The sequence below is a fragment of the Thermofilum sp. genome, assembly GCF_038871435.1.
GTDB classification, from domain to species: Archaea; Thermoproteota; Thermoprotei; order Thermofilales; family Thermofilaceae; genus Thermofilum; species Thermofilum adornatum.
Window position 1 is genome coordinate 261,987 of sequence record NZ_JAVZIC010000001.1, and the last position, 21,162, is coordinate 283,148.

The following is a 21,162-nucleotide window of genomic DNA, read 5'->3' on the forward strand; positions in this document are numbered from 1 at the left end:
CTTAGGGCTTTACCACGCGGAAGCTGAGTGTTAGGCTGGAAGATGGCGACGAAAGAGTTGCCTGGGCTACACAGAGATCCCCGTCATTGACTGTCCCATTCATAGAAACCTTTATCGACTGGGATGCCCCCTTAGGAATTGATGTAGAAGTAGCGTTGCTACCAGCGCCCCCGCTCTGGCAAGTTACGGAAATCGAACTTATCGTTACGTCTACAGATCCAATGTTTCGCACAGTAAAGAAGATGCTGTTGGATAAGTAGTATGAATCTGTAACCTCAAGCATAGGCTGGTTTACTGCACTCTTAGTAGTGGAAATCATGAACCAAACTACAAGGCCTGTTGCAACTATGGCAGCCATGATCACTAGGACGATGATTATTGGGGGTAGCGAGCCCCTCCTCTTAACTGTCCCCAACATACAATAATTAAAAGAAAAACAATTATTTATTTTTTGCCCTAGCATGTGATTTAGGGCTTTGCTACGGCGAAGCTAAGCTGATAGCCATCGGTGGTCTGCAACGTGGCGAGTGCTCCGTCCGGTATGTTGCCGAAATTGAAGGAGTTGCCTGTGAAATTGAAAATATAGCTGGCGCTTTGCCCGGGGTTCAGCGTTGCGGGTCCTGAGGAGTAGCTGAAGGGCACAGGATTCTTGTTTACGTCCTGCACGACGATGGTGGCGTTCTGGAGAGTCACGCTGGCTGTCCCGTCGTTCTTAAATGTGACGTAGATCTGGCCGTTAGCGTAGAGCGTGGGCTGGCCAACTACGCTTACTATGGGTGTTCTCACACTTTTTGACGTAGTAGTTGTCATAAACCAGACTACGAGGCCTGTAGCTATGACTGCAGCAATTATAATGAGGACGGTAATGATCGGTGGCAGTGCTCCACGTCTTTTTTGAAAGACCTTTTGTCTCATCATAATAATTATCTTGATAGAGTCTTATTTATTCTTTTTGTTCTAAGATTGCGCTAGCCTCCTCGTATATCCTGGCTATCAGGGGGTTTAGCCTGCGCTCTATCCATGCGAGGAACCTTTCCAGTTCTTCCCGGTCTCCGCTACGAGCCTTTTCTCTTGCATGCTGGTAGAGGCTGTTAAGCATCTCTAGGATATCGTCTTGGCTCATCGTGGTTGTTTCTTGTCCGCGGGAGATTATACACCTCTTAATGCGGCCGTGGTCTACGTGCTTCACAGCGGTGTAGACGTAGGTGTGCCCCTTGCTTTTCACAGTGTGTCTTACGAGGACACCCTCCTTGCCACATTTCGGACACTTGACTCTCACAGTTACATGCTAGACAAAACTCCGAAATAAATTTTGCCCAGCCAGGACAAAACCGTCTCCACAATTTAGACTCGTTGCTGGACAAAACCGGACAAAACCAGTAGTAGCCAGTACCCCGTTGGACAAAACCTACAGCCACTGCTAAGGCTGAGAGGACAAAACCATGCATAGAAACGCAAAGTAGCGCGGGCAAAGCTTGGTGGGTAAAAAATAAATATAGACGACGTGATGTTCAAAACAGGAATAATTATGATTATAAGCACGTTTTCGGGAAGCAAGGGAGGCGTTGGGAAGACTACACTCGCCATAAGCATAGGCATAGTCTCTGCTATACAAAGAATCCCAACGCTTATAGTCGACAGCTCGAGCGAGGGCGGGGCTACTAGCTACCTTCTCGGTGCCAGCGCTGAGCCACCATTCCTAAGCGACCTGGATCCAGGTAGCGACGACATTGCGCGGGCGCTGAGGAGGGTGCCCGTCCTAGACGAGGACGCTGGAGTAGAGCTAGTAGTGGCTGTAAACAGCTCGCGCGGTATCCGGGGCCTAGGAGACGTGGACAAGCTGGCAGAGAGGATACGCGCGCTGAACTACCCGGTGACCATCATAGATGTTCCAGCGCTTACGGACAGGGACGCTGTGCTCCGCTACCTCCCCTTCTTCGAGATATCCGACACGGTCCTCGTTGTAGCCGAGCCTAGCACTGCTAGCATACGCTCGGCAATGGTGACTTTTTCGGGGAAAAGAGTCGTGGCGGCGCTGAACTGCCCTAGGCCATATACCCAGATGGTGGTCGAGCTCTACAAAAAGTACATGGACGTGTTTGCCAGGCGGTATAACATTCCATATGTTGTCGTCCCGTACAGCAGGGCGATAAGCTTGTTGAGCAGTGACAGATTGAACATATTGAGCTACGTTGAGCCGGGCTTTGTCCAGGCAGTTACAGAGCTTGCGAAGCTAGTGCTGAGTAAAAAATAAATAATTCTTTTGAGCCTAGAATAGATGGATGAGGTATGCACGTTTTTAGGAGAGACAAAAAGGAAGACAAAGACGTAGAGGCAATAGACTTCTTCGAACAAGTGCAAAAGTGGAAGTCTAGCCAGCCTGCACAGCCCGCGGCAAACCAACCGCCAGCCCCACTCCAGCCTTTACAGCCCTCCACATCTACGCAACCTGCATCAGCCCAACCGCAAGGAGTTGCACCTTCACAGGGACAGATGCAAACGCCTCAGGTCTCTAGGCCTATCCGTAGCCCCATCGAGGAGCTCTTGGAGCTCGCTAAAACCCTAAACATTGACCTTAAGCCTCTCGAAGAACTGAAAAGATTCGCTCAGGACCTCGACTCTAAGGTTGCCGGGCTCGAGAAGGAAGCCGCACAGCTTGAAAAAGAGGCAAGGGAAAAAAGGAGGGCTGTCGAGCTTTTAAGGCGCCTCCGTGAACAACTAAGAACCATGGGTGTATAGAGAGCAATGAGGAAGGGGCTCTTCAGCGCCAAGCTTGACAAAAACCTCGCGAAAGAAATCATAGGAGAGGGCGCGGTTAAAGAGAAGCCTGAACAAGTATCGGAAGACAAGAACAGGCGACATGAAAACAAGTCCAGGCTGAAGCTTCCAAGCCTGAAGCTGGGAAAGCCAAAGGTTCCAAGGCTAGAGGTTAAGCTTCCCAGCTTGAAGCCCATTCCTCGAGCTAAGACTTCTCGTGGAAGCCTAGAGGGGGCAGAGACGCTCGAGATGCCTTCGGGGCTTGGGAACATTGTTAGGACAAGCTCTGGCTCCCTGATGTTCCTCGACGACGTTATAGCTGTCTATCCAAGAATCGAGGACGGGGCCTTTGGACCACTCCAGCCATTGACAGAGATCCCTGGCCTCCAAGAAATCTTCATCAGCGAGGCTGATGGCCAGGCTAGTATAATCGCAACGGTTGCTAACAAAAGATACAAGGTGGTTTTGCCGAGAGAGTTGCTGGTTGATCGGCTTGCTGAAAGGATAGCGATCACTAGCGGAATAAACATCAGCGAAAAGAACCCCCAAGCGGCGGGAGAGTACCACGGGTTCCGGGTGAACCTGTCGATGCCCCTTTTGAGCGGGGGCTGGCAGATAACACTGACCAAGCTCTCTCCCCCAGAGAACGTGAACTTCGACCCATTGCTGACTGCTCGACTCGTTACGCTCCTAGCTATACCGTCTAGCTTGCTCATATATGGCCCGCCCGGCGCTGGCAAGACAACATTCTTAATACACCTCGTAAACACGCTTGCCAGGATTTTTCCCTCATTGGTGATAAGCATCGTAGAGGAGCAACCAGAAGTAGCCCTTCACGTGGCTAGCAATGTCAGGAAGTACTTCAGCTTCCAGCGCACCGTAACCGATAACATCCGTGTCACGCGAAGATTTGACCGACCAGACCTCTTAGTCGTCGGGGAACTACGAGGTGAGGAAGTCATATCTTGGTTTGAGGCAGCCGGGAGTGGAATTCCCGTCCTTGCAACAGTGCATGCAAACAGCCTAAAAGACGCAGTCAAGAGGCTTGACACAATAATCGAGAGCGCAGGGATACATGCAAGCATACTAGACGTGATAGGTCTCTTTGTCGAGTCAGGCAAGACTTTTACAGACCAGGGTATAAAGAGAGGGGTCAACGCTGTCTACTACTACGGTGGCGAGGAGTTACATCTACTGTTTAAGGGCGGGCTCCATATTCCGGAGGAAGACTTTGTATCCTTGCTTCCTCAAACCCTACAATTCACGTTCCGCGGCGAGGGCGCCGGCGAGACGTATAGAGAAATAAAGGAGAAACTGGGCACCAGCCTGCAGGGCTACAGTTTTGTGAAGCTTGGAAAGGTGGCGCTACATGAGCTTCCTGAGTAGGGTTCTCGAGAGGCTCCTGTCGAGGAGGGAGGACGAGGTCGAGAAAATGCTCAAAGAGATGGAGAGGCTTGCAAAGCAGAGCATAGATGAGCAAGAGAGAATACTCCGGCGAAAAAAGAGGGAACGCACGGACTGGAACATGGAGGAAGAGAGCGTTTTTCCAGAAGAGTTTTTTTCTCATTGAGGACAAGCTATAACTGAAAACACTCGTGTTTTCCGTTATGACCTGTTTTCTGGTATTAATTTAGCTCTTCTGTTTTTTCCTCATGTTTTTCAAGGCTTCTTCTAGGAGCTGGTTTACAGCCTCGTCGAAGGTTATTTGCCTCTGTTCGGCGTATTGCTCAACGTCTCTGGCTATGTCCCGCCTCAGCGCTATGACCCTGGAGACGGTGTCCATCTGGACTACTTGCTCTATTACTTCTCTAAGCTTGCTGGTGTCTTTGACAATCTCTGGAAAAGTTTCAATCTTCTTCGCAACTATCTCGAGCTCGCTCGTGCTCAGGGGCTTCGTCTGTGCAACATTCTTCACCACTTCGAGGACGCGCTCCTTCTCCTCGGGCCTTATCTCTCCCCTCTTCTCCTTCTTCTCCAGGACGCTTAGAAGCGAGGCCACGCCGCTCCTACTGATGCTCTTCTTTGTGCCGCTCTTTACGGGGGGCCTGCCGGGCCTGCTACTTGCGACGAGGTTTGACATGGCACTGACGCGCCTGTAGATCATGAGGGCCCTGCGAACCATAGCTATGTCTAGTAGTAGCCTGGTGCTTATCTCTTCCTCTGTTAGTCCGAACTCTGCGAGCCTCGCGAGGCCCTGGCCTACCTCTTCCGGCGTTAGGGTGTTCTGGCGTAGGTTCTCGCTTAGGCTCAGCTCGAGCGCCTCTAGGTCGTCTAGCTCTTTAACAACGCAGGGGACTCCTTGTGCGAAAAACCTTTCGAAGGCTTCTGGCTTTTCTTTCCTCAAGAGCCTTATAGCTTCTAGGCGCATCCTGCCACAGATTACTCCGTATTTGTCTCCTTCTTTTCTAACGATGAGGGGGTTGATGAGGCCCCTAATAGCTATGTCTTCGGCAAGCGCCCGGACTCTTTCTTGATCCACGTGTTGCCTGACGTTTATCCAGCTAGGCACTAACTCATCTATACTTATAAGTGTGATTTGTTCCATACTTATTCATCTATACCAAGAACACCATGGAATAAATAGGGCTTGCTATCCTAAAAATATTCTACAAATATAAACAATATGTTTAACCTGTCGGCGTTAATAGTGTATGTCTAGCGACGAATATATTGAATGCAAAGTGAAGCAGATAGTAGAGGAGCTTATAAACGGCGAAAAGGACGACGAGATCGTCACCCTAATTTTCATGTCGAAGTATGACGCGGTATTATTTTCACAGGTAAGCCTTGCGCTTGGTAAGGGCAAATATTTTGCATCCTCAAAAAAGACCCTAGGCGTATTAGATTCTCTACAGGAAAGGGGTCTTGTCAGGAAAATCACGCTTACATACAGGTCGAAGAGGATCACTGCATACATCTTGACTGAGTGCGGGCTACGCGTTGCAAAGGAGCTTGCAAGGATGTTTGGCGTATAATTTTACTTTCGGTCTTCACCCCTCCCGACACATTATTGTCTTCATTGTTTATAAGAGTGAGAGAGGAGCATCTGCACGTGGCGCTGGAAGAGAAGCGTAAGCAAAAGATAAGGAGATGGGTTAGACGGGCATGGAAAGCAATGGAGGAGATAAGACTCATTGGGCTGTTTGTGGAGACCTATAGGAGGAAAAAGAAGGCAAAGAGAAAAGCCGTAGCAGTGGCTTAGAGATGGCGTGGCTGGAACTTAGGTGGCGCCACGTAAGGCTACGAACTCAATGTGGCTGGGTTAAGGTCAAGCGTGAAGTGAAGAGTGTCAACGAGCTTGAGCGCTATAGCTACGTAAAGGCGTATGTCAGCCTCGCAAGGTATGTCTTTCCATGGAGGGTTGGCCCGCTAAGCTCGTTGCACCTAGCATATCCGATTGGAACGGATTTCGGCGTAGATATTGACGGCTATATGTCCCGTAAGCCTCTGGTGAGGCGCATATTCCGCGGGCTGGAGGGATTCTACGAGGATGAAATTGAATATGCTAGGCTACTCGCACTTGGGGCTCGGGACGTGCTGAGGCAGAACTACACAAGCATAAAGGCCGTCTTCACGGGTAGAAGGGGCTACCAATTATGGGTTCTTGACTTCGACTGGAGGGACTGGGTAGGCAGAGAGCCGAGAGAACTCAGGGACCTTGTCTGGCTTATGGCGCAGGCAAAGGCCCGCTACACGAGGCTGTTGGTTTCACAGTTAACGTGGATAGACAGGGCGCACTACAACGTCTTGCGGGACCTTACGAGGGTATTCGCCTTGCCGGGGACAGTAAACAGGTTTACAGGTATGGCTGTGATAGAGGTTGATCTAGACAAGCCTGCGGTTGAGCACATTTACCAAGCGGCTAGGCTGGCGGCTCGGGAGTGGGGGCACATGCGACGACAAGCCCCGCTCTGCGGGGACGTGGGGATGAGCAGGGCGCTAAGCCCCCGCCGAGAAGCCGCCTAGAGGTAGCCTGCCAGGCACAGTAAAGCTACGCGGACGTTTCCGCCGGCCATGCGGCCTTTTTCTGCACATTTCTCTATTTCCCTGTCTTCTACGCGTAGGTTCGCCTCCACAACTCGCTCTACGAGTATCTCGAAGATCTCCTGCTTGGTGTAGGGAGGCATCTCTATAACTCTCAATTTTCCAAGCTCTTCTGCTGTGAAGCCGGTGTTTACGGTTGCTATTTTGAATGGGAGGCTTGAGACTAGGAATGCCAACTCTGGGGTGCGCCTTACGAGGGAATAGTCGTCTAGAACCACGAGTCTTCCAGGGTCGAGCCTTCTCTTTATGCACGTGTATGTGCGGCAGTTCATGCATTCGACAAAGACATGTGGAACTGTTGTCCTTGAGAGGGCCATCCTGACGAGAGTGGTCTTCCCCGTGCCAAAGGGGCCCATAACCACGAAGCTTTCACGCCTCTCTATGAGCTTCACAGCCTCTTCTAGCTGTCTCTCCCTGAACAAGAGGCGCCTAGGAAGACTTGTCAACGTCTTGAGAGTATTTTGAGCCATGGGTTGTCCCTAGCGAAGGAGGGTAACTCCTCGCTTGTCGGCTGGCTAGTTTCCAGCCTCGGCATGGCGGCGAGGCTGTTTAGGGTCTTTTCTATTCTGTCGAGCCTCTCTTCAAGCATGTCGAGCCTCTTCACTATTTCCTGCAAAGTGTCGAGGACTGGGTCTCGGCTCTTCTCTCGCTCCCTCTTGTGGTACTTCATGTGGCCGCCAAGTTGCTGGGGCGAGAAGAATGTTGCCCCGCATATCGGGCAGGCATAGAACTCTGTCCCACACTGCTCGCACAGGAACCTGTTTTCGCCTATCAGCCTGCCCTGGCCGCCACATTTTGGGCACCTTGCACCGCTACTAGCCACGCTATCATGGCGCCTTACAAAATAATAAATTTTTCCCATGTAATTGCTAGCAACTCTTCCCATGCAACTTTTCCCAGCATTTAGCTTCCCCAGTGACTGCTAGCTATTACTAGCAACAGCAAGCGACTGCTGGCGAGCAACTGCTAGCTACTGCTAGCAACCACTAGCAACTGGTAATAGGCAAATGCAAGCAACTGCTGGAATAGGGTTAGGGGCAAGCGGGCGCACGTAGGCTCTGTTTATCTGTTAGCGCCCGCCGGCATAAATCTGTGCATATGTCTAGGTCTGAATTGCAAGTGGCTTTGCATTTTTCGAGATCTGCGTTGCATTCTTTTATGCATACCGCGACTACGCTCCTGAATGATGAGTCATCGGCGCTGGCAAGGCAGTCTTCTAGACAGTAGCCGAAACGGGTCCTGCAGTCATCTAGGCATTCGCCGTACTCGGATCTGCATGACTCTTCGCATTCTATGCATGACATAAAATGTCATAATAATTATTTTACACGGCTTTTTAATTGTTTCCTGACCACGCTCAGGGTTTGGAGCGCAAGATTTTCCCAGTCTGCCACCACGACCATGCCCTTGGGGGTCTTGACGCAGACCTTTGGCTTAACGGCAAAGTTCAGCACGATTAATAAGCCGTAAAGGCTTGCCTGTGTAGCCTCATACGTTTTTACGGCGTCATAGCTTTTGACCTCCACGACTTCTGTGGGGATAGCATTCTTGAATGTGACCAAGTCTGCGACGCCGAGAAGCCACCCGAACCTGAACCTCCACGCGAGGGGAAATGGGAGGCTTACCTCTTCAGTGCCGAGTATAACCTCGGGATCCAGCCCCCAGAAGGCTTTGTGGACTTCTCTCCCGATGTCTGCCCCGAAGCCTCTGCCCCTGCTACCTCTGGCCACCTCGGAGACGTAGTACATTTCCTTGCTCTGCTTGGCGCGCTCGTATCTCAGCAGGGCCTGCCTGAGTAGCTTGTACTTGTACAGGCTCATGCATCCCAAATGCCGTCGTCCTTGATAGTGAACTCCGCTGTCGCGCCTTTCGCAAGCCTGGGCGAGTCAAGAACCTCCATAAGCCACGTGTCCCCAGCCTTTTTCATGAGGAAGCGGTGCGTCGATGCGTGCGCTATAATGTTCCCGCCTGCTGGTAGCTTGAGGGCTATCCCGCTCGGCAGGGGGTGTGTGAGAACCTGGTTTGTTATGGCTATGACAGCGCTGTACAGCCTAGCCCACCTCTTCAGCCAGTCGAGGACATAGTTAATGGCCTGTTGCCTGCGCGCTAGCCACTCGATCCCCCGGAACTGTGCCCTGTAGAGGACGATGATGCTGTCCACGACAACCAGCCTTGCGCCCTGGTCTAGATACGTGTTTAGAGTGAACTTGACAAAGCGTTCCAGTTCGCCCGTATTGAGCGGCCTATACACGTAGATCCTTTCTAAGGCCCCCTCAACGTTGAAGCGCTTCGCGATGCTTGCTATGCGCTGGGGGCTGAATGTACCCTCCGCGTCAATGTATACGACGCTGGCGTTTAGTCCGCCCTTTTCTTCTGGAAGCTGGGCCGTGACGGAAAGCTGGTGGCAGATCTGTGTCTTGCCCGTGCCGTATTCGCCAGCGAACTCGTAGATCTCGACGGGGTAGAGACCTCCGCCTAGGAGTGCGTCTAGGCCCTTAACTCCGGTGGTTAGCTTTGGCTGTTCCTGCTCGATGATCTGGAGCAACTGTCCCGCAGTTAGAACCCTGTCGTCGTATCCTATTATCTTCTTTGCGTTCTCCTGAAGCCTGCTGGCAGTTTCATAGCTACCAAGCGCGAGGAAGTCTACGAGCTCGTCGCTCGTTAATGCGACAATGAAACGTAGCCCCCTCATGCTGAGGAGACCCTGAGCCTTCAGCTTCTGAATCACTGTGTGCCCTACGCCGCTTTCCCGGAGTTTTTGCTCAAGTTCTTTTTCCTCCTCTTTTTCCATCCCAATCAATAATAATTTTCATGTGCAAATATATATTTGTTTAGGAGAACGAGGATGTCGACCAGAAACACCCAGAAAAGATTACACAAGAATAATGCTACAAGTTTAGGCGCGCTATTGCTGTACGGGTATTTGGTCTCCTACCTTGTATGCTGGGTCGTGTGTTGCTACGACTATGCACTTTGAAAGCCTTGGCTCGAACACCGCAACTGCTTTTGTGTAATGATACATGTGAATTAGGGAGCCGTAGAGCCATATGGACCCCCTACCGCTAATGCAGACCAAGCAGGTGCCCTCGACCTGTGGCGCGCGCTGAACGGCCTCGGCGAGCTTTGCAGGGTCAAGGACTCCGCCCTCAATGACAAACTCGACGAGAGACATGTTGCCCAGCTTTTTGACTGTATATGTTATCATGGTGATCAGCAAAATGTTGCTAGAACACATTAATAATTTTTACTCAACTTGCTTCTTATCTCATTTCAATATGGCACGCTGGGATGTTTCTTGAACGCCGAGCACGCCATAAATGAAGACATCTCTAAACAGCACTTACTGTTCTGGTGGAATCTTGCAACGTTTAGCGCGCGAAGGATATGTTACAGGAATATGTTAATAATTTTTTGAAACGAATCCTTAAAAACTGTTTTTTCTTCCTGGCAAGTCGAGAAAATGATGACCTCGATCTTTAAGTTTAAGAAAAAAGTAAAAGCACCACGCATGTTAATAATCGAGCTAAAAGCACTTAAGAATATCCTTAAAGCACCTGAGCAGCTACGCAAGTATGATCCCGAAATTGACGACCCTGAAGTAGAAGTGGTTCTGTATCAACTGGAAGTAAAGGTGGAGGAGACAATAGAGAATATTGAAAACAGAGACTCCGTTTCTTTGGAAGAGATTATGAATAGAGAACAAAAGATTAGAGAGAAAGTTTCTAGAGAAGGTCTAGAAGGCCTAGCAGAACTTGTGGAAAATGTAGCAAAATTACTTAGAAAGATAGGGCAGACAGATCTTGCAACAAGTTTCGAGAGTCTTGCATCACAATTAAGACAAAGTAAAGGTATGGGCGTGACCAAAGTTTATGTGGAGTCAGGAGCTGTGGACACAAAAAAGAAAAATAGAAGCATTAAAACTGCTACAGGAGAAGTTTTGGTTGAATACAAAACTCCTGTTAAAACGTTGGAGGAAGAAAGTCGGAAAGATGTGCCGACGCCGCAGGGGTCTCCAGCAATGGAGAAAAGTTCTCCAGAGTCTTTAAAGCAGTCCACAGGGTCTGGTGCCGGTGACCAGCATAAATGCAAGCTTACTGTAAAGGTAGTTATGGTTAGCGATAAGGGTGAGGAAGTGGTTCAAGGTGTAGTTGTAGAAGTTAATGGAGAGGCTTTGGAGACAGACCAGCAAGGAAAGATCGAGAAAATGGTGGACTGCGGTAGCCAGGTTACAGTGGAAGTAAAGGATACAAAAGTGGGGAACAAGGTTTACGTTTTCAAACACTGGGGAGACCAGCACAATGATAAAAAGTACGTTGTAACAGTCAAGAGCAACGTCGAGCTAAAGGCGTATGTAAACGCCAACGATGCGAAAAATTAGCGTTTCTCTGTTTTTGCTATTTCTTCTGGCTCGACCTCGAGAAGTATATTCCAGGGCTCAATTCCTCGCCTAAGTATCGCCCTGCCTCTTATGCCCCTACTGAACCATGTTACCTCTTCCGGACGTAGGGAGAAGTAGTGTTCTGCGTCGTTGACGTACCGGGGGTCGGAGTGCGACATCGCTATGCGCCAGCCAGCTTGCGTGAGGAAAGTGTCGTCTATGTCCTTGAAGTTGTGGGCTACGAGGACGATGGCGAGACCGAATTTCCTTAACATTCGTGCCATTGTTGTGAGCTCTGTTTCGCGCTCGAGGTGCGGGGGCTTAGCGAAGAGGTGTGCCTCGTCCACTATGAGGAAGAACTTCGGCTCGCTGAGGCCACGGTTAAGGACATAGTCCTTCATTTGAGCAAGGAGGACGCTTAGCGTGAAGCGCATGATGTCGATGGGGACAGGGGCGTATTTTCCTTCTTTTGTGCTTCCGAGGCACAAGATGAATGGTTTTTCGGCGTCGAGTAGCTCCTCAACAGTTATTGATGGCTTGCTGAAATAGTCCTTTATGTACTCGAGCTTTTTTATGCGCGCTGTGAAAATGTCTCCAGCTTCAAGGGCACGCTTGAGCTCAAAGTACTCGGCGTCTGAGAGGGGTGAAATGTAGTCGAAGGCTGTGGCTAGGTCGCTAACTCGCATGTGTGATATGTCGAGTTGCCTGTCCCAAAGGTCTATGATTTCCCATCCTGCTAAGTTAGCAAACTTGCGGTACTCACCGCTTGGATCCACGACCAGAGGGACAAGCCCCTTCTCCAAAGCTCGTAGAGCGAGGGTTCTAGCAGTGGTAGACTTGCCGCTACCATATGGACCCACAATGTAGCCGTGGACATTCTCCAGCCTGTCGATTTCGAGCCACACTTCTTCATCCCTTCGCAAGCCGTGTCCAAGGAAAATCGCTTTGGATGTTTTACTGGTTCTTGGTCTGTTGTAGACCTGGGGGGCGAGGAAGACGAGCTGGTAGGATACGTAGAGGCTCTTTGCCGTGTCGAGGGATAAGAGACCAAACGAGCAAAGTGTGTTTATACGCGAAGGTAAGCCTAACGCCAGCCCGCTTGTCTGAAGGGCGCGGGCTATTTCAGGCGTTGCCGAGGAGCATGCAAGGAAAGGCGTAGCCCCGCTTTGCAACGCGCGCCACATAGATATTGTGCGCATAGCGTCGAACTCATGCATGACCTTTGAGACACCACCCCGCGCGCTCTCTACCACCTCCATGGCGTGTTTTGCTCTCGCCTCGAGGAGCGCCGTGTCAACCGGCTTCAGCGAAGCAATAATGTAGCCGCTCTGGGCTGTGAGCACCGTTGTCCTGGCGCTTGAAGCCATGGTCTCGGCCTGCGCCTCGCTGGCGGCGATGTTGCTCCTCAGCGAGAATGTTGGCTCCACCGCGAACTCGGTCTTTCCTTTAAGCATACGGGGCTCGTAGAGTGCTAGCACGAACAGGGGTAGGGCTAGGACTGCTGGTAGCGACGTGCCGAGGAGCGCGGAAGCCACGAAAAAGGCGACAATCGCGGTAGTAAAGAGCGGAACCGTGAGCTTGAACTCTTTTCCAGGCTTCAGTATGACTGAGGTAACCTCTTGGGGGTCGGCAGCCTCAACATAGACCCCGTGGGCTAGGAGCTGTCTGCGGATGTCCGCTAGCGCAGCCTTAAGGATCCTCCTATCCCCTGCCTTAACGTACACGTAGTAGTCGTAGCCCCCCTCCCTCAAGACGCTGACGACGCCTGTGTCAACGGCTTGGTGGTACAGTGATGCCAGTGCGCGTTCGGCGGCTTTGCCAAGCGTGGGCGTGGGTGGGTCGGTGTCCTTTACCTTTAAGAAAGCCACGAAGTAACTCCGCTTATTCTCCTTGATTTCTAGGTGGTCTCCCCTGCCGTCTACCTGTTTTACTTGGATGCTTAGGGGGAAGAGGAGGAGTATCCTGTCCCTGTAGACTAGCTCGAGTATGAGGAGCCTATTTGTATAGGTGTAGTATGTTGCTAGGACTGCTAGTGCTAGTAGTGGGGCGAGGGGGGACTGGGTGACTAGGGCTATAATTGCTAGTAGGACTGCCAGGAAGAACAGGACTATTTCCTTTATGCCGGGGATGTACATGTGTATGTATATGCGTAAAGGATAAATAATTATTTCGCTCTGATTACATGTATGAATAAGCTAAACGACTTTCTCAGGGAGCTCTTGTCCAGTGTAAAAAGCAACAGCTATAGCTTCGACATAGCGAAGATTGCCAGGCTTATGCGTATGCATGGCTACAGTATTAGTAGCCACGCGAGGCTAAGCAGGGAGCTCGGCGAGCTCATAGGCAGGGGTCTAACGATAATTGACGACTGGAACCGGGTGTGGCTTGTCAAGATGAACGTTGAGGGCTCTGGGAAGGAGAGGAGAAAGTTCTACGCCGTGGTGGTTGGAAGTGAGGATATACTTCAACAGGCCCAAGGACAAGAAGGACTACGTGTTGACGTATAGGTGCGGCGGCAAGCTGTACATCGACCCCAGCCTATGCCACGAGTTCTCGCTACTCGTCCAGCCGTACGACGCAGACGTAAGAATGTCAGAGCTGGAGTTCGGGTCCTGCAGGCTCGAGGAGCTGGCAGTTGTTTCCCTTGAGAGGTACCTTTACTGGTGGAGCCTAGCTAGAAACGTGACCTATGATAGGCCTCCAGAGCAACCAGTCATGCGCTACCCGAATGTCGCGCTTGGTGTTCTAGGGGCCCTGAGCCTCGTGAAGGGTGCAAGGGAAAACCGGGAAAAGCCGAGCATACTTTTGGAGTTGCCCTTCTTGAGCGACGAGGTGGCATCCATGCTGGCAGGGCTAGAAGTGGACGTAGTTGTGACCGGAGCGCCGAGCGTCTTTTTTGACGAGGCTGTGCCGGCAAAGAGGTCGAATTATATAAGGAGTATGATGCTCCTTGGGCTCGGGGGTAGCTATGCATCTAAGACGGGCCTGCCAGATGTGGGTGACACTATAAGGTTTGAGGAGTATGTCTCGCCCTGCAGTGACGTGGGAGACATTAAGCACGAGCCGAGGAGGCTTGGAAGCCCGCTAGAGGTTCTCTTCCGGGGCGAGGAGCTGGAACATGCAAAGGGGATACTGAGCGACGTGTTCAGCAGTGGGGCTGTGCCTTTCAAGAGCTTTAGCCTCGGAGACAGGGAGCTGGCGCGCGTTTTCCAGAAGCTCCTGCTCTACGGATTCCTGGAGGGCAGGGAGACAGTCAGCATCACGAGGAAGGGTGTGTGGGCGCTTCTTAATGGGTAGGGTCTACCTAGACGAGAGGGCTGTAAAGTTTGCACTCAAGAAGGCGAGGGAAAAGGTAAGGAGGTGTGTAAGGGGCCTTGACAGGGACAGCGTATGCGAAGTCGTGAACGAGCTTACAGTCAGCTTCGCGGGCAGACCACAGTGGGTCGCCAGGGGCCTAGCGCGCTACATGCTCCAAACCGTCAAGCCCCTAAACCTGAGAGTCAAAGCATGGCTAGTCCAAGGCGTCCCCGCGCTAGGGGACAGACACGCATCTTACCTAGTCTGGCTCGACGGCGACAAGTACAAGTGCACGTGCTTCACACACGCATACGGATACGTAAGGCAGGCAAGGATATGCACACACATAGCGGCAGTCATGTTCTACCGCAGACAACGGCGCCTAGGGGAAGAAGAGTAGCTTATAGCGCACTAGAGAAAACTTTATCTTATTCTAGTTAGCGCGCGCTATGATATACTCTTGAACCAGCCTCTCATATGCCCCGTGTTTAAGGGCTTTCGTCCAGTCCTCCGGTGAAGTATGTTTTTCACGACAGCACCCAGCATCCAGCAGACTTTCCAGCTCTCCCCTCTCAACACCTCTAAAGATAATAATCACGCTCTTGTTCGCAGTGGCGAAAAGAGGAGTTCTATTCATGTTGTAGTGGTCTAGAGCTAGAGCAGCGTAACATAGTGCCTGAGCTATGGGCGCTTTCCCCAGAGGATCATAAATATCCTCATATTTGACATCAGATTTCCTCTTTGTTTCTATTATGAGTTGTGGGACTCCCTTCTCATCTAGAATAACTATATCGGGTATCTTACCAGAGTATTTGGGGCCCTGAAAGCTAGCTTTTAGCTTTACGCCTCCTACAGCGCGTAGCGCTTAGCGCGCGCTTTTGCTAATTGCCAATGATAACCTAGGTTTACTTGTTTCGGGCCGCAGAGAGCGGTGTCTATGCGTTTAGTGCCTTTTGGATTTTGTCGGGCTTTATGTTATGGAGCCACAGGTAGAATGGGAGGCCCTTCTGCTGGAATGGCCAGCTGGAGACGAGCCACTTTGCCACGTCTTCTCTCTTCTTTATCATTGCCTCGAAAGTTTTACCTGCGAATGCTGAGTAGAAAGAAAGGAGGGGCTGGAGGTACTGGTACACGGCCATGGCGCCCGCCGCTAGGGTGAGAGTTCCCCCTGCGATAAACGTTCCTTCCACGATTTTGCTCCTCCTATAGTAGCTCCTCGTCTCCTTGGCGATCCTCTCAGCTATGATTTCATTGATGGTTTCATTTTTTTCGCGGAACTTCGCGAAGTCGTAGCTCTGGAAAGCCCTCATTGCTTCAAGCATGTTCTTCTCAAGCTCCTTGTCCCTTTCCCTCTTCAGCGCGTTTCTCAGGTCATCCACGTCGAACCTCGCAACGATGGGGAGCTCGACCGCACCCCCAACTACGCTGAAGTCGGCAGGAGACAATATAACAGTCTCTTCTTCGAGTGGCGTAGTGCCCCTCTCCTCTTTTCTAATGGTTCCTAAGAACCTAGCCACTAGGTGTCTCTTTCTGAGAATTCCCAATATTGTCATCACTTCTAAATCAAATCTGTCGTATGTCAGGAGCCCGCCTAAGCCAATTGAGTAGCCGTAAAGCAGGTAGGTATCGTAAGCCTTTAAAGTCTCAAAACCCAAAGGGGGATCTTTTTTGAGAAGCTCCAGAGAGAGATTGACTAGGCTGGAAAAGCCAAATATTGACAGGTTATGGGCACTGGTTGCGATAATAGAAGCCACATATTCCTTATTCCCGTGCGGGAGACGATATTGTTTCTGGATATTTTGTATTTCTTTATCAGGGAGAATACTCATTACCTTCTCTAGCCATAATTTAAATTCGTATTCCGGGTGTTTTTGCAGAACAAGATCTTTCCATCCTTCCTCTGGTGGGATTCCCTCCTGGATAGCTGATACAGAAAGCGAGAACTTCGCCATGAAAAGCGATACTCTAGCCGGTAAAAAGGGAGGGGGCTGTTGTATTTCTCCTTGTTCACATGCCCTCAGTATCTCTTGATATAAATCTGCCCTGTATTGGGTAGGATTTTCAGTGAGAATTGGGAGAATTCTTCCCTCCCTTATTTCCTGGAGAAAAACATCATAGGAGAGGCCTCCTTTCTCTGGCACAAGCCCGTAGTACTCAATAAAATCCGCTTTGCTCCTGCGAGCCTCTAAGGGGACGAGGAGAACCGATGGGACGGGCTTTCCCTTGTCAAGCATGCTGGCCAAATTTGCCACGTGTCTCCGAAGCATAACTTGAATATCACCGGGAGGCCTCCACATGCCGTATGTTTTGTCCCTCAGGATCTTCTTGAACTCCGGCGCAAAGTCCAGAAATGATATTTTCTCCCCTTTTCCCACTTTCTCGAGCAATGAATTAACAGCTTCTGTGCCCCTCTCCAACTCATCTTCATCCCACTCCTCCAGATTCACCAAGCTGAGCCCGCATATCCTAGTGGATAAACTTGTATTTATGTTTTAGAGACGGCGCTTGGCCCGCTTTAGCCCAGAGCCTCCTAGGCTTGTGACAAGCCGAGAAGACCCTTTTCTAGGCAGGGCTTGACGCGTGGCAGAAGGTTTTACATATGTAAATAGAAAATTATATTTTTGGGCTAGTAATAATTATTATTGGCTGGCCGTGTCGAGCCCCACAAGTGTGGGGCGAGGAAGACACGTGTCTAGGGGGCTACGCAATACAGGTCTCTTTGTAGCGTAGCCCCTAGATGGATGAACTCCGCGGGGGATGCGCCTGCACTGGCCCCGCGAGTGGCCCCGTGGAGGGATGTGGGGCACCAGTGAAACAGTGATGCATCGATGCTAAAACGTTAGGTGGGATCTTGGGCGCGCATAACAGCGAGAGTGGGGCGAAAGTGTCGCCGGGCCCCTATCCCTAACCATTTTCAACATTGATCGAGTAGGAAATCAAGTAAAATACATTATTACACGGCAACCTATAATAATCTTTGACCCACCCACCCGTCTAAAATTATCTTTTTTTCTTTTCCCGCTCTTCCCCAAATCCATCCCCACCCTCACAGGGTGGCGCCCCCACGTGAGGGGGTGGAGCGAGGCCCCGCGGGCATGGCTGTGCCTTGCCTGCGCCGAGTGTAGGGGCTGTGCCCCGAAGCCGGGATGGGCCAGTGAGGGTCGCGGATCCGCTGAGAAGGATGAACGGTGGATCCGTGGCTAGGGGGAAGCGGGAAAAGCGGGTGGGTGGCTACGCCTAACTTGCATCTCTGAAGACTCTCTGATTACTATGCACATGTATGCCTAGACTGCAATGCTTAGGGGGTGGGGCCGGGCGGTGCCGCTGGGGTACCCGTCCCCGGCGCGGGTACGCGGTGAGCCGTGGCAAAAGCCACGGGGAGCCGGCCTATGGGTGGACGAACCCGAAGAGGGTAGGGTGAAGCCGACGCGATGAGCCCCGTATGGGGTGACGGTCGCCCCTAGCGTAGCAGTGCCCGGGAGCCGGGCCCGGGGTATTGAGCCATGGGGTGCTCCCGCCCCGTGGCTTGCGGATGTGGCTTCGAGCCGAACCGTTACTGGGAGGCGCGCGCCCAGGGTCCCGCGTGCAGGAGCCCTTAGGGGAACGGGGAAGCAACAACCCAACACTCATCGCCAGACCCTCCAGCCACTCCTGCCCAGCGCGCCCGCACAGGGCGCCCCACCCACCAACGAAGGGTGGGATTATGGACAATAAAAAAAGGCAGGAGGGGTGGAGGGTCTGGAAAATAAAGATTGGCACGGAGACAAAAGGGAAGCTAAGGCAACTCTTCCACGATGTCATTAATGGTCATGCCAGAACTAAGGGAACACTGTTGTACAGGGAAGCGTGGATATCTGAGTGGCAAAACGTATTGAAAATGGTCAAGGAGGCTGGGAAACGGACGATGCCCAATCCGCCAGCAGTGTATTTGCCACTGCGTTTCAAAATGCCAGATGGCACCATAAGGGGGAATAAAAGCTCGCCCTGTGTCATCGACCTGTCCAAATGTGAATTGAACATCCCCAGCTACGACGTGAAAGTACCGTTGCGAAAGAGCGTCTGCAGGGAACTAATTGAGGAGAATTGTATCGAAGCAAGGCCCGACTTTGTAGTCCAAATTACAAGGAAAGGTTTTCTTAGGTTAATCGCCAGACGGGAAAACATAGGGCGAAAACAGGATATGGAACAACAAAGAACCTTGCTTATCTGTTTCGATGAAAACACTAGTCATGGATTAGTTACAACACTAGTTAGCTTTGATGGCGAAAACATAAAGGTGGCTAGAGGGCCTACCTTCAAGCCGCCGAATGCCACATTCCTGCGTAGAGTTTCAGCCAAACTTCAGAGCATAGCCGGAAAAAAGACCACAGACCAAGTATTTGGTCTGTGGCTGACGCCAGAGAGGGCCAAAGACTTTTACAGAAAATGCCTAAGCAAAGAGAAAAGATTGAATCAAGAATGGAAGAGAAGGGTAGCTGCTTGGATGAGAAAAACAATCAGAGACGCAATAAAAGAAGACAGAGAAGTAGTTATTCTAATTGACGAAGTCACATATTTCACAGCACATAACGGCCTAATACGAAGAGTGTCAAAGTTACTAAGGAATTTGTCTCTTTATGAGGGGGCTCAGTTCCTGTCGCTCCGCGCCTCCGGCAAGTTCTGCCCGAAGTGCGGATCCAAGGGAGTAGAAGTAGCCAAACGAATCTTTCGATGCCAAAAATGCGGGCTGGAATGGAACAGAGACAGGATGGCGACGTTCGCGTTGGCGCTTGCTTACGCCAAAATAACAAAGAACGAAGCGCTTCCTAAAGCGCTACTGAAGTGGCTGGAGGAGCACCCCAAAGCGCTACTATCCTAGCTTCTCCGTTCCCCCGGAACAGCCCGCAAGGGCTCTTCCGGAACCCCGCAAGGGGACACCTCCGTTAACGGAGGTGTGGGCTCCCGCGCGCGGGACCGAAGAGGGGATGAAGCTACCAAGTCTCCGCCTTAAGCGGAGGCAAGGTAGCTGACCCCATGACACCCCAAGCGTCCTCCAACTCCAACACGGGGACGCGTTGAAGGGACGCTCAGAAAAAAAAGGATGACGAGCGGGATGTGGGGGCGCGCGCACGAGACAAGTGGGGGGCAGAGATACTGATACCCGGTGGTGGGTAAATGGAAATTTCAGAGGCACTATTCAGCATTCTTCTAATTGCAACCGCATTGATTGTTTTTTCTTTCTGGGTCTCGTATGTAGCTTGGTCTCCGAGTTCCAATGATGAATTCGCCAGAGACCTATGTTACATCTGGCTTTCTCCACCAGGAACAGTAATCACAAACGTCTACAGTCTGGACGTTTGCTTTGTGAATGGGAAAATAGTTTCTGAGACGCCCATTTTTCCGTATTGTTTTTCGCAAAGCAACACTACAAGTATTGACGCTCGCATTGTTCTTGAGGGCTTTGAAGGTAAAAACATATGTTTTCGGGGAAAAATAATATTCCGCATAGAGAGGGGTAGCGATAAAATAATCATAGGACGAGGATGATGATATTATGCAACAATCTCAATTATGTCTCCGTCCTCCAATTGGAAATCTCTACCTACCTTCTGTGGGCTGAAGACCAGTCTCGGGCTCCATATCCTTGCATACTTGAAGTTCTTGTATAGGTCTGAGTGGATTTTCCTAGCAACGTCAATCACTTTCGCTCCCCTTTTTATCACTATAGGTCTTTTTTCTACTTCTCCTGTCTTTGGGTTACGCGTATAGACTTTTATTAGGTCTAGTTCCTTGAATATGTAGGATGCTATCTCCTCGACTCTGAGCGAGCTACATTGTGTGCTTGTAAAGAGGTGTACTGGCAAGCTAGTGGACTCCATCAGCTTTTCGGCCATGCTTTTCAACGTGTTTCCGTCCAGGAGGTCTACCTTTGTCAGCATTACGACTGCTGGCTTGTAAGCATACGAGCCAAAGATTGCCTCTTCTATGTCGTCTAGTGTTGCCTTGCCCTGTATCCGTACAATGGCGTGATATATGTTGTATTCTCTGAGGAGTGAAATCACGTCCTGCGTGGTGGCGTTTATCAAGTCCCCAATTATTGTTACGCCGCCCGTTGCCCTCTTCTCGATCTCAACTATCGCCTTGGGCTTCTCGACCGTTATCCTGTTGTCGTCCAGTAGCTTCAAGAGAGAGTCTAGCTGGAGGTAGACATCCATCGTTGAATCAATAGTCAGAATCAACGCGTCAGCGTTACGCGCCAGGGCCATCAGCTTTCCGGAGCTAGACTCGCTCAGGATGGGCGGAGTGTCTACCACCTGGAAATAGACACCGTTCCAGGCAAGGATTCCTGGAGCAGGCTTCCTAGAAGCCCCTGGTGGTTCCTCTTTTCCAGTTAAGCATCTAAACAGGGACGTTTTCCCAGAGCCAGGGAAGCCAAGGATGACCAGCTGGACATCTCCTTCCTTCTCAACAAAGAACTGCTCACCGCCTCCTACTTTTTTCTTTTTCCTCTCCTCCAGCTCTTTCTTGAGGGCTGCCATTTGCCGCGTAACCTGCATCCTGAGCCTCTCGGTACCTTTATGCTTGGGCACAGCCGAGAGAAATTCTTGTAGCGCCTGGAGTTTTTCCTCTGGAGTCCTAGCTTCCATAACTTTTTTCCACTTGCTCTTCGCTTCCGCAGGTAAATTTGTCGGCATAGTCCACACAGA

At 50.9% G+C, this 21,162-nt stretch carries 28 protein-coding genes; 14 read left to right on the top strand and 14 right to left on the bottom strand.

Going from position 1 to position 21,162, the window contains the following annotated elements; translation table 11 throughout:
- Position 1: 1 nt before the first annotated feature.
- The 3 genes from QXT17_RS01400 to QXT17_RS01410 are packed head-to-tail and all read right to left on the bottom strand — an operon-like array spanning position 2 to position 1,279.
- A complete protein-coding gene (locus QXT17_RS01400) occupies positions 2 to 418 on the bottom strand; it encodes a hypothetical protein (RefSeq protein ID WP_342784277.1) in 417 nt (138 codons plus the stop codon).
- 50 nt (positions 419 to 468) lie between these two features.
- Positions 469 to 918, bottom strand: a complete 450-nt coding sequence (locus tag QXT17_RS01405; protein ID WP_342784276.1) for a hypothetical protein — start codon at positions 916 to 918, stop codon at positions 469 to 471.
- A gap of 25 nt (positions 919 to 943) precedes the next feature.
- Positions 944 to 1,279 (bottom strand): hypothetical protein, encoded by a 336-nt coding sequence (locus tag QXT17_RS01410; RefSeq protein ID WP_342783702.1) that lies wholly within the window; start codon positions 1,277 to 1,279, stop codon positions 944 to 946.
- A gap of 249 nt (positions 1,280 to 1,528) precedes the next feature.
- On the opposite strand from QXT17_RS01410, the gene QXT17_RS01415 reads away from it, so the two are divergent.
- From QXT17_RS01415 to QXT17_RS01430, 4 genes are read left to right on the top strand one after another with little or no spacing between them, the layout of a single operon-like run.
- Positions 1,529 to 2,254: a hypothetical protein gene (locus QXT17_RS01415; protein ID WP_342783703.1), complete on the top strand. Its 726-nt coding sequence runs from the start codon at positions 1,529 to 1,531 to the stop codon at positions 2,252 to 2,254.
- Positions 2,255 to 2,289: 35 nt separating this feature from the next.
- Positions 2,290 to 2,739 carry a hypothetical protein gene (locus tag QXT17_RS01420; protein WP_342783704.1) on the top strand — a complete coding sequence of 150 codons (450 nt, stop codon included), beginning with the start codon at positions 2,290 to 2,292 and terminating at the stop codon, positions 2,737 to 2,739.
- Positions 2,740 to 2,745: 6 nt separating this feature from the next.
- Positions 2,746 to 4,143: an ATPase, T2SS/T4P/T4SS family gene (locus tag QXT17_RS01425; protein WP_342783705.1), complete on the top strand. Its 1,398-nt coding sequence runs from the start codon at positions 2,746 to 2,748 to the stop codon at positions 4,141 to 4,143.
- Positions 4,127 to 4,327, top strand: coding sequence for a hypothetical protein (locus QXT17_RS01430; RefSeq protein ID WP_342783706.1), 201 nt, complete (start codon positions 4,127 to 4,129; stop codon positions 4,325 to 4,327). The genes QXT17_RS01425 and QXT17_RS01430 overlap by 17 nt, the downstream gene beginning before the upstream one ends.
- A 60-nt stretch (positions 4,328 to 4,387) precedes the next feature.
- Here the strand turns inward: QXT17_RS01430 and QXT17_RS01435 are convergent, their stop codons facing one another.
- Positions 4,388 to 5,302 (bottom strand): ParB N-terminal domain-containing protein, encoded by a 915-nt coding sequence (locus QXT17_RS01435; RefSeq protein WP_342783707.1) that lies wholly within the window; start codon positions 5,300 to 5,302, stop codon positions 4,388 to 4,390.
- A gap of 106 nt (positions 5,303 to 5,408) precedes the next feature.
- Here QXT17_RS01435 and QXT17_RS01440 point away from each other — a divergent pair, with 106 nt between their 5' ends.
- The 3 genes from QXT17_RS01440 (at position 5,409) to QXT17_RS01450 (ending at position 6,723) form a co-directional block, all read left to right on the top strand.
- Positions 5,409 to 5,732, top strand: a complete 324-nt coding sequence (locus tag QXT17_RS01440; RefSeq protein ID WP_342783708.1) for a hypothetical protein — start codon at positions 5,409 to 5,411, stop codon at positions 5,730 to 5,732.
- A gap of 77 nt (positions 5,733 to 5,809) precedes the next feature.
- On the top strand, positions 5,810 to 5,959 hold the full coding sequence (locus QXT17_RS01445) for a hypothetical protein (RefSeq protein ID WP_342783709.1): 150 nt from the start codon (positions 5,810 to 5,812) through the stop codon (positions 5,957 to 5,959).
- Positions 5,960 to 5,961: 2 nt separating this feature from the next.
- Positions 5,962 to 6,723 carry a hypothetical protein gene (locus QXT17_RS01450; protein WP_342783710.1) on the top strand — a complete coding sequence of 254 codons (762 nt, stop codon included), beginning with the start codon at positions 5,962 to 5,964 and terminating at the stop codon, positions 6,721 to 6,723.
- On the opposite strand, the gene QXT17_RS01455 is transcribed toward QXT17_RS01450, so the two are convergent.
- The 6 genes from QXT17_RS01455 to crn3 all read right to left on the bottom strand — a co-directional run bounded on the left by QXT17_RS01455 (position 6,720) and on the right by crn3 (position 10,006).
- Complete coding sequence (locus QXT17_RS01455) at positions 6,720 to 7,271, bottom strand: hypothetical protein (RefSeq protein ID WP_342783711.1); 552 nt, start codon at positions 7,269 to 7,271, stop codon at positions 6,720 to 6,722. The two genes, QXT17_RS01450 and QXT17_RS01455, sit on opposite strands and share 4 nt — an antisense overlap.
- Positions 7,244 to 7,624, bottom strand: a complete 381-nt coding sequence (locus tag QXT17_RS01460; RefSeq protein ID WP_342783712.1) for a C2H2-type zinc finger protein — start codon at positions 7,622 to 7,624, stop codon at positions 7,244 to 7,246. Before QXT17_RS01460 ends, QXT17_RS01455 begins: the two co-directional genes overlap by 28 nt.
- Before the next feature lie 208 nt (positions 7,625 to 7,832).
- Positions 7,833 to 8,105, bottom strand: coding sequence for a hypothetical protein (locus QXT17_RS01465; RefSeq protein WP_342783713.1), 273 nt, complete (start codon positions 8,103 to 8,105; stop codon positions 7,833 to 7,835).
- Between the two features lie 15 nt (positions 8,106 to 8,120).
- A complete protein-coding gene (locus tag QXT17_RS01470) occupies positions 8,121 to 8,621 on the bottom strand; it encodes a hypothetical protein (RefSeq protein WP_342783714.1) in 501 nt (166 codons plus the stop codon).
- Entirely contained in the window at positions 8,618 to 9,592 is a 975-nt protein-coding gene (locus tag QXT17_RS01475) for an ATPase domain-containing protein (protein WP_342783715.1), read from the bottom strand. The genes QXT17_RS01470 and QXT17_RS01475 overlap by 4 nt, the downstream gene beginning before the upstream one ends.
- A gap of 114 nt (positions 9,593 to 9,706) precedes the next feature.
- The gene (gene crn3, locus QXT17_RS01480) at positions 9,707 to 10,006 is read right to left on the bottom strand and encodes a CRISPR-associated ring nuclease Crn3/Csx3 (protein ID WP_342783716.1); all 300 of its coding nucleotides are present in this window, start codon (positions 10,004 to 10,006) and stop codon (positions 9,707 to 9,709) included.
- Between the two features lie 255 nt (positions 10,007 to 10,261).
- Here crn3 and QXT17_RS01485 point away from each other — a divergent pair, with 255 nt between their 5' ends.
- A complete protein-coding gene (locus QXT17_RS01485) occupies positions 10,262 to 11,179 on the top strand; it encodes a hypothetical protein (protein WP_342783717.1) in 918 nt (305 codons plus the stop codon).
- Here QXT17_RS01485 and QXT17_RS01490 read toward each other — a convergent pair.
- Positions 11,176 to 13,314, bottom strand: a complete 2,139-nt coding sequence (locus QXT17_RS01490) for a helicase HerA domain-containing protein (RefSeq protein ID WP_342783718.1) — start codon at positions 13,312 to 13,314, stop codon at positions 11,176 to 11,178. The two genes, QXT17_RS01485 and QXT17_RS01490, sit on opposite strands and share 4 nt — an antisense overlap.
- Positions 13,315 to 13,365: 51 nt before the next feature.
- On the opposite strand from QXT17_RS01490, the gene QXT17_RS01495 reads away from it, so the two are divergent.
- The 3 genes from QXT17_RS01495 to QXT17_RS01505 are packed head-to-tail and all read left to right on the top strand — an operon-like array spanning position 13,366 to position 14,876.
- The gene (locus QXT17_RS01495) at positions 13,366 to 13,686 is read left to right on the top strand and encodes a hypothetical protein (RefSeq protein ID WP_342783719.1); all 321 of its coding nucleotides are present in this window, start codon (positions 13,366 to 13,368) and stop codon (positions 13,684 to 13,686) included.
- The gene (locus QXT17_RS01500) at positions 13,631 to 14,476 is read left to right on the top strand and encodes a hypothetical protein (protein WP_342783720.1); all 846 of its coding nucleotides are present in this window, start codon (positions 13,631 to 13,633) and stop codon (positions 14,474 to 14,476) included. Before QXT17_RS01495 ends, QXT17_RS01500 begins: the two co-directional genes overlap by 56 nt.
- The gene (locus QXT17_RS01505) at positions 14,469 to 14,876 is read left to right on the top strand and encodes a hypothetical protein (RefSeq protein WP_342783721.1); all 408 of its coding nucleotides are present in this window, start codon (positions 14,469 to 14,471) and stop codon (positions 14,874 to 14,876) included. Before QXT17_RS01500 ends, QXT17_RS01505 begins: the two co-directional genes overlap by 8 nt.
- 33 nt (positions 14,877 to 14,909) lie before the next feature.
- Here QXT17_RS01505 and QXT17_RS01510 read toward each other — a convergent pair whose 3' ends face one another.
- Both QXT17_RS01510 and QXT17_RS01515 read right to left on the bottom strand, forming a co-directional pair.
- Positions 14,910 to 15,113, bottom strand: a complete 204-nt coding sequence (locus QXT17_RS01510; RefSeq protein ID WP_342783722.1) for a hypothetical protein — start codon at positions 15,111 to 15,113, stop codon at positions 14,910 to 14,912.
- 298 nt (positions 15,114 to 15,411) lie between these two features.
- Positions 15,412 to 16,923, bottom strand: a complete 1,512-nt coding sequence (locus QXT17_RS01515) for a hypothetical protein (protein ID WP_342783723.1) — start codon at positions 16,921 to 16,923, stop codon at positions 15,412 to 15,414.
- Positions 16,924 to 18,010: 1,087 nt separating this feature from the next.
- On the opposite strand from QXT17_RS01515, the gene QXT17_RS01520 reads away from it, so the two are divergent.
- The 3 genes from QXT17_RS01520 (at position 18,011) to QXT17_RS01530 (ending at position 20,002) form a co-directional block, all read left to right on the top strand.
- On the top strand, positions 18,011 to 18,190 hold the full coding sequence (locus QXT17_RS01520; protein ID WP_342783724.1) for a hypothetical protein: 180 nt from the start codon (positions 18,011 to 18,013) through the stop codon (positions 18,188 to 18,190).
- On the top strand, positions 18,180 to 19,334 hold the full coding sequence (locus QXT17_RS01525; RefSeq protein ID WP_342783725.1) for a zinc ribbon domain-containing protein: 1,155 nt from the start codon (positions 18,180 to 18,182) through the stop codon (positions 19,332 to 19,334). The genes QXT17_RS01520 and QXT17_RS01525 overlap by 11 nt, the downstream gene beginning before the upstream one ends.
- A 296-nt stretch (positions 19,335 to 19,630) precedes the next feature.
- The gene (locus QXT17_RS01530) at positions 19,631 to 20,002 is read left to right on the top strand and encodes a hypothetical protein (protein ID WP_020962603.1); all 372 of its coding nucleotides are present in this window, start codon (positions 19,631 to 19,633) and stop codon (positions 20,000 to 20,002) included.
- A gap of 5 nt (positions 20,003 to 20,007) precedes the next feature.
- Here QXT17_RS01530 and QXT17_RS01535 read toward each other — a convergent pair whose 3' ends face one another.
- Entirely contained in the window at positions 20,008 to 21,102 is a 1,095-nt protein-coding gene (locus tag QXT17_RS01535; RefSeq protein WP_020962602.1) for a TGS domain-containing protein, read from the bottom strand.
- Positions 21,103 to 21,162: the final 60 nt, after the last annotated feature.

Coding starts and splice junctions, on each gene's coding strand:
- QXT17_RS01400 (WP_342784277.1), bottom strand. CDS start 418: ATGTTGGGGACAGTTAAGAGGAGGGGCTCGCTACCCCCAATAATCATC.
- QXT17_RS01405 (WP_342784276.1), bottom strand. CDS start 918: ATGATGAGACAAAAGGTCTTTCAAAAAAGACGTGGAGCACTGCCACCG.
- QXT17_RS01415 (WP_342783703.1), top strand. CDS start 1,529: ATGATTATAAGCACGTTTTCGGGAAGCAAGGGAGGCGTTGGGAAGACT.
- QXT17_RS01420 (WP_342783704.1), top strand. CDS start 2,290: ATGCACGTTTTTAGGAGAGACAAAAAGGAAGACAAAGACGTAGAGGCA.
- QXT17_RS01425 (WP_342783705.1), top strand. CDS start 2,746: ATGAGGAAGGGGCTCTTCAGCGCCAAGCTTGACAAAAACCTCGCGAAA.
- QXT17_RS01430 (WP_342783706.1), top strand. CDS start 4,127: ATGAGCTTCCTGAGTAGGGTTCTCGAGAGGCTCCTGTCGAGGAGGGAG.
- QXT17_RS01435 (WP_342783707.1), bottom strand. CDS start 5,302: ATGGAACAAATCACACTTATAAGTATAGATGAGTTAGTGCCTAGCTGG.
- QXT17_RS01440 (WP_342783708.1), top strand. CDS start 5,409: ATGTCTAGCGACGAATATATTGAATGCAAAGTGAAGCAGATAGTAGAG.
- QXT17_RS01450 (WP_342783710.1), top strand. CDS start 5,962: ATGGCGTGGCTGGAACTTAGGTGGCGCCACGTAAGGCTACGAACTCAA.
- QXT17_RS01455 (WP_342783711.1), bottom strand. CDS start 7,271: ATGGCTCAAAATACTCTCAAGACGTTGACAAGTCTTCCTAGGCGCCTC.
- QXT17_RS01465 (WP_342783713.1), bottom strand. CDS start 8,105: ATGTCATGCATAGAATGCGAAGAGTCATGCAGATCCGAGTACGGCGAA.
- QXT17_RS01470 (WP_342783714.1), bottom strand. CDS start 8,621: ATGAGCCTGTACAAGTACAAGCTACTCAGGCAGGCCCTGCTGAGATAC.
- QXT17_RS01475 (WP_342783715.1), bottom strand. CDS start 9,592: ATGGAAAAAGAGGAGGAAAAAGAACTTGAGCAAAAACTCCGGGAAAGC.
- crn3 (WP_342783716.1), bottom strand. CDS start 10,006: ATGATAACATATACAGTCAAAAAGCTGGGCAACATGTCTCTCGTCGAG.
- QXT17_RS01485 (WP_342783717.1), top strand. CDS start 10,262: ATGATGACCTCGATCTTTAAGTTTAAGAAAAAAGTAAAAGCACCACGC.
- QXT17_RS01490 (WP_342783718.1), bottom strand. CDS start 13,314: ATGTACATCCCCGGCATAAAGGAAATAGTCCTGTTCTTCCTGGCAGTC.
- QXT17_RS01495 (WP_342783719.1), top strand. CDS start 13,366: ATGAATAAGCTAAACGACTTTCTCAGGGAGCTCTTGTCCAGTGTAAAA.
- QXT17_RS01505 (WP_342783721.1), top strand. CDS start 14,469: ATGGGTAGGGTCTACCTAGACGAGAGGGCTGTAAAGTTTGCACTCAAG.
- QXT17_RS01510 (WP_342783722.1), bottom strand. CDS start 15,113: ATGAATAGAACTCCTCTTTTCGCCACTGCGAACAAGAGCGTGATTATT.
- QXT17_RS01525 (WP_342783725.1), top strand. CDS start 18,180: ATGGACAATAAAAAAAGGCAGGAGGGGTGGAGGGTCTGGAAAATAAAG.
- QXT17_RS01530 (WP_020962603.1), top strand. CDS start 19,631: ATGGAAATTTCAGAGGCACTATTCAGCATTCTTCTAATTGCAACCGCA.
- QXT17_RS01535 (WP_020962602.1), bottom strand. CDS start 21,102: ATGGAAGCTAGGACTCCAGAGGAAAAACTCCAGGCGCTACAAGAATTT.